12 protein-coding genes and 1 pseudogene are annotated in these 12,073 nt (G+C 66.0%); 9 read left to right on the top strand and 4 right to left on the bottom strand.

Annotation, left to right across the window (positions count from 1 at the left end; genetic code table 11):
* Window positions 1–54 precede the first annotated feature (54 nt).
* Window positions 55–570 (top strand): YbjQ family protein, encoded by a 516-nt coding sequence (locus tag B2W70_RS07265; protein ID WP_286744283.1) that lies wholly within the window; start codon window positions 55–57, stop codon window positions 568–570.
* 18 nt (window positions 571–588) lie between these two features.
* Complete coding sequence (locus tag B2W70_RS07270) at window positions 589–1,647, top strand: M48 family metallopeptidase (RefSeq protein WP_286744285.1); 1,059 nt, start codon at window positions 589–591, stop codon at window positions 1,645–1,647.
* On the opposite strand, the gene B2W70_RS07275 is transcribed toward B2W70_RS07270, so the two are convergent.
* From B2W70_RS07275 to B2W70_RS07285, 3 genes are read right to left on the bottom strand one after another with little or no spacing between them, the layout of a single operon-like run.
* The gene (locus B2W70_RS07275) at window positions 1,638–2,636 is read right to left on the bottom strand and encodes a cytochrome d ubiquinol oxidase subunit II (protein ID WP_058087316.1); all 999 of its coding nucleotides are present in this window, start codon (window positions 2,634–2,636) and stop codon (window positions 1,638–1,640) included. The genes B2W70_RS07270 and B2W70_RS07275 overlap by 10 nt on opposite strands.
* A gap of 50 nt (window positions 2,637–2,686) precedes the next feature.
* Complete coding sequence (locus tag B2W70_RS07280; protein WP_286744286.1) at window positions 2,687–4,084, bottom strand: cytochrome ubiquinol oxidase subunit I; 1,398 nt, start codon at window positions 4,082–4,084, stop codon at window positions 2,687–2,689.
* Window positions 4,085–4,087: 3 nt separating this feature from the next.
* Entirely contained in the window at window positions 4,088–4,681 is a 594-nt protein-coding gene (locus B2W70_RS07285) for a GbsR/MarR family transcriptional regulator (RefSeq protein ID WP_058087318.1), read from the bottom strand.
* A gap of 303 nt (window positions 4,682–4,984) precedes the next feature.
* On the opposite strand from B2W70_RS07285, the gene B2W70_RS07290 reads away from it, so the two are divergent.
* The 6 genes from B2W70_RS07290 (at window position 4,985) to dut (ending at window position 11,117) form a co-directional block, all read left to right on the top strand.
* Window positions 4,985–5,872 carry a metal-dependent hydrolase gene (locus tag B2W70_RS07290; protein ID WP_286744289.1) on the top strand — a complete coding sequence of 296 codons (888 nt, stop codon included), beginning with the start codon at window positions 4,985–4,987 and terminating at the stop codon, window positions 5,870–5,872.
* 197 nt (window positions 5,873–6,069) lie between these two features.
* On the top strand, window positions 6,070–6,963 hold the full coding sequence (locus B2W70_RS07295; RefSeq protein ID WP_171010183.1) for a metal-dependent hydrolase: 894 nt from the start codon (window positions 6,070–6,072) through the stop codon (window positions 6,961–6,963).
* 83 nt (window positions 6,964–7,046) lie between these two features.
* The gene (locus B2W70_RS07300) at window positions 7,047–8,111 is read left to right on the top strand and encodes an AraC family transcriptional regulator (RefSeq protein ID WP_286744293.1); all 1,065 of its coding nucleotides are present in this window, start codon (window positions 7,047–7,049) and stop codon (window positions 8,109–8,111) included.
* Between the two features lie 200 nt (window positions 8,112–8,311).
* The gene (locus tag B2W70_RS07305) at window positions 8,312–9,310 is read left to right on the top strand and encodes an AraC family transcriptional regulator (RefSeq protein WP_160322494.1); all 999 of its coding nucleotides are present in this window, start codon (window positions 8,312–8,314) and stop codon (window positions 9,308–9,310) included.
* Between the two features lie 70 nt (window positions 9,311–9,380).
* Window positions 9,381–10,610 (top strand): bifunctional phosphopantothenoylcysteine decarboxylase/phosphopantothenate--cysteine ligase CoaBC, encoded by a 1,230-nt coding sequence (coaBC, locus tag B2W70_RS07310; protein WP_286744296.1) that lies wholly within the window; start codon window positions 9,381–9,383, stop codon window positions 10,608–10,610.
* Window positions 10,611–10,667: 57 nt separating this feature from the next.
* Entirely contained in the window at window positions 10,668–11,117 is a 450-nt protein-coding gene (gene dut / locus B2W70_RS07315; protein ID WP_286744309.1) for a dUTP diphosphatase, read from the top strand.
* 34 nt (window positions 11,118–11,151) lie between these two features.
* Here dut and B2W70_RS07320 read toward each other — a convergent pair whose 3' ends face one another.
* On the bottom strand, window positions 11,152–11,682 hold the full coding sequence (locus tag B2W70_RS07320) for an FKBP-type peptidyl-prolyl cis-trans isomerase (RefSeq protein WP_286744312.1): 531 nt from the start codon (window positions 11,680–11,682) through the stop codon (window positions 11,152–11,154).
* A gap of 77 nt (window positions 11,683–11,759) precedes the next feature.
* Between B2W70_RS07320 and B2W70_RS07325 the strand changes: the two are divergent.
* Window positions 11,760–12,073: pseudogene (locus B2W70_RS07325) on the top strand (hypothetical protein); the annotation flags it as partial.

The following is a 12,073-nucleotide window of genomic DNA, read 5'->3' on the forward strand; positions in this document are numbered from 1 at the left end:
TCCTGGCCTACGGCTCGGCCGTCCAGGTCGAAGCCATCTGAGGCGGGAGGCGTCATGGTCTGGCTCGAACTGGGCCTCCAGATTGGCCTGCCGCTCGCCCTGCTGTTGCTGGGGCTGATCGTCGGGCGCATCCTGGAGAAGCGCCACTACGCGTCCATCCGCCGCCGCGAGAAAAAGCTCGCGGGCGTGCTGGTGTTTTCCACCCGCTGGCCACCTGAGGTGACCACGTCGCAACGCACCACCCTGGTCGCCGGCAGCGTGGTCATCTCGTCCGATCACTTCAAGACCTTCGTGGCCGGTCTGCGCAACATCTTCGGCGGCAACGTGCGCAGCTACGAAACCCTGATGGAGCGCGCGCGCCGCGAAGCCGTGCTGCGCCTGAAGGAAGAGGCGCATCGCCAGGGGGCGAAACTCGTCATCGGTTTGCGATTCGAGACCACGCAAATCGCCGGGCGCGGCACGCCCTGCATGGAGGTGCTGGCTTACGGCACGGCGCTCAAACAGGCCACGCCAGGCATGCACCGACCCGATCGCGCAACGGCCCAGTCAGCCAGCGCATTGGCTGGCTGACGCAAACCCCAGCCTCGCATGCAGTTCGAGAACCGCTCACCCGACGAAGGCATCAACGCCCAGCCCGAGAACCTGGGGCGCGAGGCCATCTGGCTCATCTTCGGCGCCATCGGATGCGTGATCTTGTTGGTGGTGCTGGCCGATGTGGGGGCGCGTTGGCTCGCCCCTCGCTTGCCGTTTTCCATGGAGCAGGCGCTGGCCGAACGCATGGAGGGCAAGCCTGCCAAGTTGCCCGCCGCAGAGCAGGCAGCGAACGAGGCCTTGCAGGACCTGGCCGATCGCTTGCGCGGTCCCTTGGGCATGCCCGATGACATCACGGTGCAGGTGCGCGTCGACGACAGCGAGGTGCTCAATGCCTATGCCACCGTCGGCGGACGCATCGTCATCCACCGCGGTCTGCTGCGCCGCCTTCAGGGTGAGCATGAACTGACGGCCTTGCTGGCCCATGAGATGGCCCATGTTCAGCACCGGCACGTGGCGGCCAGCCTCGGGCGGGCGATGGCCATCGGGTTGGTGCTGACCGTGGTGTCGGCCGATGCGGGCGGTCAAGCTGCGGGCGTGCTGCTGAAGCAAACCGGTGGCTTGCTGATGCGCGGCTACGGACGGGACCACGAGCGCGAGGCCGACACCGGGGCCATGCGTGCTGCTGCCGCGCTCCACGGGCACGTTGGCGGCGTGATCGGCCTGTTTGAGCGCATCGCCGTTGCGCGCGATGAACAACCCCAACGCGATGACGGCGAAAACAGAGGTGAACCAGGCCGCAAGCGCTGCACCACGGCGGCGGGCGACCCTGCCTCGCAGCGCGAGCCGGGCGCCAACGAACGCGAGCCCGATCCATCCGATCCGTCCGAGTCGGCAAACCCGGCAGATACGCCCTCTCGGAAAGTGCCCACCTGGCTCAGCACCCACCCGGCCGACGAGGACCGCACCCAGGCCACCCGCACCTGGGCGCGCGAAAACGGTGTGCCCCTGAGCGGCGCCACCCCCGCCATGCACCCGGCCTTGCTGACCTGGGCCCACACCAGCCAGGGCCCTTGCAAACCGGCCGAACGCCCTGGCCGGGTGGCTCAGCCGTAACTCAGCTCACTGGCCTTGCCGCGAAACACCCGGTACGCGAAAACCGTGTAGCCGATGATGGCCGGCAGCGTCATCACCGTGCCCAGCAGGATGACCTGCAGCGACTCGCGCGAGGCAGCGGCCTGCCAAACCGTCAGCCGGTCGACCACCACGTAGGGAAAGAGGCTGTAGGCCAGCCCGATGCCCGCCATCGCGAACACCACCACCGTGGCCCAAAAGGGCAGGGCGCAGAACCGCTCGGTCACCAGCTTGGAGTTCAGCACCGAACGAAGCGCCACCAAGGCACCCAACGTGATCAGCGGAATCGGCAGCAGCGCGATGAAGCCCGGCATGCTGAACCAGCGCTCGCGCACCTCGGGGCTGATCAGCGGCGTGGCCACCGAAATCAGCCCGATGCCCAGCACCACCACAGGCCAGACCGCCTTGGCCCAGTCCACCGCGCGGCGTTGCAGCGCGCCTTCCGTCTTGATGATGAGCCAGCCGGCGCCCAGCAGCAGGTAGGCTGCAACCAGCGACAGCGCGATCAGAGCGGCAAAGACCTGGGGCCACAGCCCTGGTGCAAAGCCCGTGACAAAGCGCCCCAGCATCCAGCCCTGGGCCAGCGAGGCCAGCAGCGAGCCTGCGATGAACAGCCGGTTCCACAGCAACTGGTGTTCGTCGCGAGCCTTGACGCGAAAGTCGAAGGCCACCCCGCGCAGCGTCAGGCCCAGCAGCATCAGCGTCACCGGCAGGTACAGCGCGCCCAGCACCACGCCGTGTGCCTTCGGAAAGGCGATCAGCAAGATGCCCACGCCCAGCACCAGCCAGGTCTCGTTGGCGTCCCAGAAGGGGCCGATGGAGGCGACCATCACGTCCCGCTCTCGGGCGTCGGCGCGGGCCATCCACATGCCCACGCCCAGGTCGTAGCCGTCGAGCAGCACGTAGGCCAGCATGGCCAGGCCCATGATCGCCATGAAGAGCACGGGCAGCCAGTCCCCCGAGAGCGCCATGGCGCCGGGGAGGGTGGCTGGCAAGGCGGTTGGCAGCTCGGCAAGCGTGGTCATGGCTGGGCTCCTTGGGGATGTTGGGCGCCGAGTTCAGCGGGCCCCTTCGTGTGGCCGGGGGGTGTCTGCACAGGCGACAGCAGCGGTTTTTCGCTCATGTAGCGCAACACCGCGATGTAGGCGGCGATCAGGAGCACGTACATCACGAGGTAGGCAACGAAGGTCAGCGCGATGTGCGCCGGCGGCGTGCTGGTCACGACCTCGGCCGTGCGCAACTCGCCGAACACGATGAAGGGCTGGCGGCCGATCTCGGTGACATACCAGCCGGCCAGCGTGGCCACCCAGCCTGAAAAGCTCATCAAGCGCAGCGCCTGCAGCCACATGCGTGGCAGGCGAGAGGGCTCCCAGCCCGCGCGGCGCAGCTGCCACAGGCCCAGCCAACTCACGGCCAACATCAGCAGGCCCACGCCCACCATCACGCGAAAGCCCCAGAACAAGGGCGCCACCGGCGGGTGAACGCCCTCGAACTCATTGAGCCCGCGCAATTCGCCATCCCACTCGTGGGTCAGCACCAGCGACGCCAGTTTGGGCACCTCCACCGCGAAATGCGTGGTGCGCGCCGCCTCGTCAGGCCAACCAAACAGCACCAGCGGCGCGCCTCGCTCCGTGTGCCACACCCCTTCGATGGCGGCGATCTTCTGCGGCTGGTGCTGCAAGGTGTTGATGCCGTGCATGTCTCCGGCCACGATCTGCAGCGGCACCAGCACCGCAGCCACCGTCAGCGCCGCGCGCAGCACCAGCGGCGCCGCCGGGCTGGCGGTGCCACGCAACTGCCGCAGCGCCGTCAGCCCCGCGATCAGGAAGGTGGCCGTCAGCCCCGAGGCCAGCAGCATGTGCGCCAGTCGGTAGGGGAAAGAGGGGTTGAAGATGACCTCGGCCCAGCTGCGCACGTGGTAGATGCCATCGACCACCTCGTGGCCCTGTGGCGTCTGCATCCACGAGTTCAGCGCCAGGATCCAGAAGGCGCTCGCCGTGGTGCCAAAGGCCACCAGGAAGGTGGCGATCAGGTGCGTTCGCTCGGAGACCCGGTCGTGCCCGAACAGCATCACGCCCAGGAAGGTGGCCTCCAGGAAGAAGGCCGTGAGCACTTCGTAGCCCAGCAGCGGCCCCGCCACGTTGCCCACCCGCTCCATGAAGCCAGGCCAGTTGGTGCCGAACTGAAAGCTCATCGTGATGCCGCTGACCACGCCCAACGCGAACGTCAGCGCGAACACCTTGGTCCAGAAACGCCAGGCCAGCAGCCAGCGTTCGTCGCGGGTGCGCACCCAGCGCCAGCGAAAGAACAGCAGCCACCAGCCCAGCGCGATGGTGATGGTCGGGAACAGGATGTGGAAAGAGATGTTGGCCGCGAACTGCAGCCGCGACAGCATCAGCGATGACAGGTCGGCGTCCATGGCTCAGCCCTCCGTGCCGCTGTCGAGGTCGTCTCGCCGCGCATCGTCGGCCGGCTTCTTGCCACGCCGACCCGTGAACTCCAGCAGCTTGCCCACCTGCGCGCCCATCTTCATCAGCTTGGACAGCGTCTGCACGTCCATGCGGCTGACCTCGTCGAACCAGCTCATGAGTTGCTCGATGAGGTCGTGCATCTCGCGCATGCGGGCCTGGGCGTGGGCGTCGTCGGGGCCGCTGGGGTCCTGCAGCAGGGCGTCACGCAGCATGCTCAACGTGGGCTCGATCTCGCGGCGGCGGCGCTCCTCGGCCAGGCGGCGGAAGGTGTCCCAGGCGTCGCCCGAAGGCTCGAAGTACTCGCGGCGGTCGCCAGGCAGGTGTCGCAGGCGAACCAGGCGCCAGGACTGCAATTCCTTGAGCCCCATGCTCACGTTCGAGCGCGAAAAGCCCAGCGTCTCGGCCATGTCATCGGCGTGGATGGCCCTGGGCGACAGGTAGATCAGTGCGTAGATCTGGCCCACGGTGCGGTTGATGCCCCAGCGGCTGCCCATCTCGCCGAAGTGGGTGACGAAGCTGGCGGCCAACGGGCTGAGGGTGCTCATGACGGGTGACTCCTGCGCGGCGTGCGCGCCAAACGGTGGTTGCTTGATGTCCGTCAATGTACTGCTGAAAGTTCAGTAAATACTGAAAGTTCAACAAGTCCGACAGGACTGTGGGCCCATGGCATGGGCACCGTGAGTCGTGAATGAATTCACCCAGAGCGCCACTTTCGGTTGCCGAAGCCGCCCGCTGTCGGCACGGATTCCTCTGTGTCATGCAGCATCCTGTTTGCGGATGCGCCTTGCGCAGACATTCGCTGTCAGCCCGAAGCAGTTCGGTCGCACCCGACCAGAAAAGGAGACGCCATGACCCACCCTGTAGCCCAGCACCCCATCGTTCCCAGGGAGAAGCTGAACTTCGGCCTGGACGGCGACATCCCCACGTACTGGTACGGCGGAGACCCGTTCAAGACCCGCTTCTGGGACGCGCTTTCGCTGATCTTCCCGCCCGGTGAAAAGTACTTCATGAACTGCGTGCGCGACTTCCGCGACCAGGTCAGCGACCCCCAGCTGCTGCAGGACATCAAGGACTTCAACCGCCAGGAAGCCCAGCACAGCATGGTTCACCGCCAGGACAACGACCGCCTGCGCAAGCAAGGTGTGGACGTGGACAAACTCACCGAGTACGTCGACACCCTGCTCAACGGCCACTACCGCAGCACCTACAGCCGTGGCTACAACATCGCCGTGACCTCGGCGCTGGAGCACTTCACCTCCATCATCGCCCACAGCCTGTTCGACAAGCGCGACGTGATGAAGGAGGCCGATCACCGCGTGCGCGCCATGTACTCGTGGCATGCCATCGAAGAGGTCGAACACAAAGGCGTGGCCTACGACGTCATGATCGACTACGCCAAGGTCGGCTATTTCAAGCGCGTGGGCGCCCTGATGCACGCCACCGTCATGTTCCCCATGACCATCTTCCGCATCCAGCGCCAGCTGATGATCCACGACGGTTTCACCCTGCCTCAGCGCCTGAAGATGGCCGCTGGCGGCATCTGGTGGATGCTCAAGCCGGGCGGCCTGCTCGCGCCCATGCACAAGCACTACATCCAGTACTACAAGCCCGGCTACCACCCGTGGCAGGAAACCGAGCAACCGGGCTACCAGGAGTGGATGGCCGCGTTCGACAAGTTCGGCCGCGACCCGGTGCAAGCCACCGAGCAGATGCGCAAGGTCCTGGCCCTGGCCTGATCGCGTGGGGGCGCATTCGCCGCCCCGACCAACCCTTCAAAAGCCCCCAAGGCATCTGCCTGGGGGCTTTTGATTTGGCTCAACCCGATCAGGTGATGTCGCAGCGGAAGCCCTCGTGTCACGCGACATCCTGTTGTGCCGCTGCGTGAGTCCCTAGGATGAAGTCATCCTGGAGACAAACCAAGAAGGACCACAACATGACACACCAAGCAGACCAGCAGCACCCCATCGTGCCGCGCGAGAAGCTGGATTTCGGCCTCGACGATCCCAGCATTCCCAAGTACTGGTTCGGTGGCGACGCGTTCAAGACCCGCTTCTTCGACGCCATGTCGCTGATCTTCCCGCCGGGTGAAAAGTTCTTCATGGTCACCGTGCGCGACTTCCGCGACCGCATCACCGACCCCAAGCTGCTGCAGGACATCAAGGACTTCAACCGCCAGGAAGCCCAGCACAGCCTCGTGCACAACCAGTACAACGACGTGCTGCGCAAGCAAGGCATGCCGGTTGAAAAGCTGATCGGCTGGCTCGACAAGCTGCTGTTCGACAAGTACCGCAGCCGCCACAGCCGCGAGTACACCCTGGCCATCACCGGCGCGCTGGAGCACTTCACGGCCCTGGGCGCCCACGCCATGTTCGACGAGCGCGACATCATGGGCTCGGCCCACCCGAAGGTGCGCGCCATGTACGCCTGGCACGCCATCGAAGAAGTCGAGCACAAGGGCGTGGCCTACGACGTCATGATCGACTACGCCAAGGTCGGCTACTTCAAGCGCATCGGCGCCTTGATCCACGCCACCTTCATGTTCCCCTACGTGATCCTGATGTTCACCAACGCCATGCTCAAGGCCGACGGCTTTGGCTTGCTGCAGCGCGCCAAGCTGTTCGCCAAGGGCATCTGGTGGCTGCTCAAACCGGGCGGCTTCGTGGCCCCGCTGCACAAGCACTACGTGCAGTACTACAAGCCCGGCTACCACCCCTGGCAAGAAACCGAGCAACCTGGCTACGACGAGTGGCTGCGCGGCTTTGCCAAGCACAATGACCCGGTGGAAGCGAGCGAACTCATGCGTGCCGACCTGGCCGCTGCCCGGTGATCCCCGCGCGCATTTTCCCTGCGTGACACCCTCGTAGTTGGTTAGACTTCGGCACACCTGATTCGGGTGTGCCGATTTCCTTTATGCGCATTCCTCTTCCCCCTGCGGCCATGCTGGAGGCCTTGGGCATCAAGCCCATCCCGCTGTTCATGCTTTCGGCCTGGATCAAGGCGGGCGCCAAGTGCGGCTTCAACGTTCAGCCCCTCTTCAAAGAGGCTGGCATCAAGATCGACCTGATCCGCCTGGAAGACGCTCGCGTGTCCCCCCTGCAGCTCGTCTCGCTGCTGGAGCAGTGCGTCGCCCTGTCACCCGAAAAGCACTTCCCCTTCGTGCTGGGCGACACCTTCGCCTTCGAGTCCCTGCCTGAATTCGAGACCCTCCTGACCACGAGCCCCTCCTTGCGCGAGGCCCTGCGCGTGGCCGACCTGGCCCGCCGCATGGTGCTGCCCTGGCTCAAGCTGGAGGTCAAGGAGGAGGGCGATCTGGCGCGTGTGGAAGTCGGGTTTGACGTCCCTGTGCCCAACCTGAATGCCTACGGGCTGCCCTTGCACCTGGTCAGCGAGGCCATCCTGGCTTGCATTCGCAAGTTTGGGCGCACCCTGCAAGGCTCAGAAGATGGTTTCGCGGGGGTCCTGATCAAGGGGCCCCCTCCGTCGTACGCCAGCAAGTTCGAGGTCTTCTTCACCCAGCCGGTCACGTTCAACGCTGGCGTGGACGCGCTGGTTTTCGAGAGGCGCATCCTTGACCTGCCCCTTGAAGGCGCATTCCCCGCCCTGCACGAACAGGCCCAGTTCCTGGCCGAGCAACGCTTGGGCAAAGAGGCCAGACGCCAAGGCGTCGCTGCCGAAATCGAGGAGCTCATCACCCGAGAGCCCAACCTGCTGGCGCTCGGCGTGGAAGACATGGCCGATCGGCTCAACCTGCACCCGCGAACCTTGCAGCGGCGCCTCAAGGACGAGGACGACAGCTATTTGCACGTGCAGGCGCGCATGCGCCATCGCCTGGCCTGCCAGTGGCTCAGGCAAGGCGACGTCTCCATCGACGACATCAGTGCCCGCCTGGGCTTTTCCGACCGGCGTGCTTTCACCGCAGCCTTCAAACGCTGGGAGGGTGCCACGCCCAGCGCCTGGCGCGAGCAGCAAGGCTGACCGTCTGTTTCCCGCACGGCATCGGTAGCAACGAGCACATCATTTGGGTGGACTTGTCGCCAATTAACCCTGCTTGGCGGGAAACCTTTCTTGCGGCAGGGATGAGCCTCACCTAGATTTCACTCAGGCCGGTTGTCGGTCTGTCGTTAATCGCATTTGGCTTGTCGTCTGCTATGCACACTCGGTCGTTCTCGTCTTCCGTGCCAGTCCCCGCTCTGGGCAGCTGGCGTCAGGCCGCCTCGGCCTGCGGTTTCACCATCGATCCGGTTCTGCGCGAAGTGGGCATCAACCCCCTCGACGCCCAAACGCCGGTCCGTGTGGCCCCTGCCAACCTGTTTCGCGCGTTCTCGATGTGCGTCGAGCGTGCGCGCACGCACCATTTCCCGTTCGCCCTGGGCGAGAACTTCGTCTTCGAACATTTCTCCGAGTTCGACACCTTCGTCGATTCCTGCGCGACCTTGCGCGAGATCCTCGAGTTGGCCGGTTGGGCTCGCGAAGTCATCGCGCCCTGGATGTCGCTGCGCCTGGATGAATTCGGCGCCGAAGCCCACCTGAGGGTGGTCGTGAGCGTGCCGGGTCAGGATCCGGCCGAGTTGCGTCACGTGCGTGAAGTCGTGATGGCCGCGATCTACCAGGTGCTGCGTCGCGCGACCCGCAATGGGCATGTCCTGCTGTCGGTGCGCATGGCCGGCTCGCCCCCTGCCGACCCCCAGAAGTACAGCGACCACTTTGGCGTGCCCGTCACCTTCAACGAAGATGCCGACGCCCTGGTGATGGACCGCCGCTGGCTTGACCAGCCTCTCAACGCCCCGCTCCAACATGCCCAGAGCGAGGCCCGACTGCGCGTCGAGCGCCGCCTGAGCCAGGAAGGTGCCGAGCGCAACATCGTCGATGAAGTCCGCTGGGCCCTGGAGCGCCGCCCCGAGCTGCTGCGCGAAGGCCTGGAGTCCACCGCTGCTGCGCTGGGCTTGCATCCGCGCACCCTTCAACGCCGCCTGCAAGCCGAAGGCGTCAAGTACGTCGACATCCAGTCCAAGGCCAAGTGCCACCGCGCCCAGATCATGCTGCGCCGCCGCGCGATCAGCATGGAGTCGATCAGCGAAGAGCTCGGCTTTTCCGACCGACGCGCCTTCACCTTCGCCTTCAAGCGCTGGATGGGCATGTCGCCCAGCCTCTACCGCACCCAGGTCTGCAACTGAGTCAGAGGGCGGGCCGCGCCGTTGTCGGCTGACGGCTCCGGCGATGCCAGAGCCTGCTAGAGTCCGGCCCATGTCAGAACGCGCAGATCTCCAGGGCCGGCACATCGTGCTGGGGCTCACGGGCGGCATCGCCTGCTACAAGTCGGCCGAGCTGGTGCGCCTGCTCACCAAAGCGGGCGCCACGGTCCAGGTCGCGATGACCGAAGCCGCCGAGGCCTTCATCACGCCTGTCACGATGCAGGCCTTGTCGGGCCGTGCGGTCCTCAGCAGCCAGTGGGATGCGCGCGAGGCCAACAACATGGCCCACATCAACCTGAGCCGCGAAGCCGACGCCATCGTGGTCGCCCCCGCCAGCGCAGACTTCATCGCCAAGCTGGCACAGGGCCGGGCCGACGAGCTGCTCAGCCTGACCTGCCTGGCCCGTCCTCGCGATGTTTGCCCGCTCATCGTGGCACCGGCCATGAACCGCGAGATGTGGTCTCATCCGGCCACCCAGCGCAACGTTGCACAACTCGTGTCCGATGGCGCTGTGGTGTTCGGACCTGGCAATGGCGACCAGGCCTGTGGCGAGGTTGGCGACGGCCGCATGCTCGAGCCCGAAGAGATCCTGGCCGACTTGATCGCCTTTTTCCAACCCAAGCACCTGCTGGGCAAACGCCTGCTGATCACCGCAGGTCCGACCTTCGAACCCATCGACCCGGTGCGCGGCATCACCAACCACTCCAGCGGCAAAATGGGTTTCGCCATCGCGCGTGCCGCTGCCGAGCAGGGCGCCCAGGTCACGCTGGTGGCCGGACCGGTGCACCTGCCAACGCCCCGTGGCGTGCAGCGCATCAACGTGATGACGGCCCAGCAGATGTTCGACACGGTGTTGCCCCTGGCGCCTCAGCACGAGGTGTTCGTGGCCACTGCGGCGGTCGCCGACTGGCGGCCCGCCACCCTGGCCGAGCACAAAATCAAGAAAGAGGGCAAGAAGCTGGCGCCCAGCTTCGAGCTCACCGAAAACCCCGACATCCTGGCGGCCGTGGCCTCTCTGGCTCGCCCGCCTTATTGCGTGGGCTTTGCCGCCGAGAGCGAGCACCTGCTCGAGCACGCTCGCGCCAAGCTGCAACGCAAGCGAGTGCCGCTGATCGTTGGCAACCTCGGGCCCGCCACCTTCGGCAAGGACGACAACGCGCTGCTGCTGGTCGACGCCGAGCACGCGCGCCCGCTGCCGCTGGATGGCGTGCCCACCGACAAGCTCACGCTGGCCCGAGAGCTGATGACCGAGTTGGCCCACCGCCTGGCGTCGCGGCACTGAACGCTTGTTGCATCACTTTGAGACACAGACGGCGCCAGCCAGGCGCCGGTGACCCGCATGACCACCGTTGACATCCGCATCCTCGATCCGCGCATGGCCGAAGCCCTGCCGGCCTACGCCACGCCCGGCAGCGCCGGCCTTGACCTGCGTGCCGCGCTCGATCAGCCGCTGGTGCTGCAGCCCGGCCAGGCCGAGCTCATCCCCACGGGCCTGTCCATGCACCTGGGCGACCCGGGCCTGGCGGCCATGATCCTGCCGCGCTCGGGCCTGGGCCACAAGCATGGCATCGTGCTGGGCAACCTGGTCGGCCTCATCGACTCCGATTACCAGGGGCCCCTCATGGTGAGCTGCTGGAACCGCGGCTCGCAAGCCTTCACCATCCAGCCGATGGAGCGCATCGCGCAGTTGGTGATCGTGCCGGTGGTGCAGGCGAGCTTTCGCCTGGTCGACAGCTTCGAGGCTTCGCAGCGAGGCGAGGGCGGTTTCGGCTCGACAGGCCGAGGCTGAACGAACGCCTGGCCTGTCGCAGGCCAGGCGGGTTTCAGTGCAGCGTCGTGCCGTCCGGCACGTCCTCGGCGCCGGGCCCCAGGCTCAGCGGTGAGAGCGCCACCGAGCCTTGCTCGGTTTCTTCTTCCGTGGCGGGGCGCACGTCGCACACCTTGAGCGTCAGGTTCAGGCCGATGCCGGCCAGGGGGTGGTTGCCATCGAGCACCACGTGGGTGTCGTACACCTCGGTGACGGTGTAGATGGCGTCTTTGGGCATGTCGGGCGTGGCGCTGCCCTCAGGCGGGCCTTCGAACTGCATGCCTTCCGTGACGGCGTCAGGGAAGATCTCGCGGGCTTCAAAAAAGACCAGCTCGGCGCGGTAGTCGCCAAAAGCCTGTTCGGGTTCGAGGTGCAACTGGGCTTCGAAGCCCGTGGTCTGGCCAATGAGGGCCTGCTCGACCTTGGCGAGCAGGTCGTCGCCGCCGAGCAGGAACTCCATCGGCTCGCTCAGTTCGTCGATGAGCTGACCCTGGGTGTCTTCCAGGCGCCAGGTCAGGCTCACGACACAGGGAGAGGTGATGATCATCCCCGAATCATCTCATGGCGGCTGATCTTGACCCAACTCAGGCCGTGCGGCGCCAGGGTGGGGCAGCCGGCGGCACAATGGCGCGCATGACGAACCTGCCCCCCATGCCCGTGGCCCCGCCGCCCATCGATGAACCCACGCCCCTGCTGGGTGGACTCTCTCCTCAGGCCTTCATGCGCCGCCATTGGCAAAAGAAACCCCTGCTGATTCGCCAGGCGGTTGCGGGCGTGCGCTCACCCATCGAGCGCGCTGAGCTGTTTGCGCTGGCCGAGCAGGAAGACGTCGAGTCCCGCCTCATTGTCCAGCCTCAATTGGGGGGGCAAGCAACCGCGCGCAAGCGCGACCAGGCCTGCGCAGGCTGGTCGCTGCAGCATGGGCCGCTCGCGCGCCG

It is taken from the genome of Aquabacterium sp. UBA2148, from assembly GCF_002328915.1.
GTDB lineage: Bacteria > Pseudomonadota > Gammaproteobacteria > Burkholderiales > Burkholderiaceae_C > Aquabacterium > Aquabacterium parvum.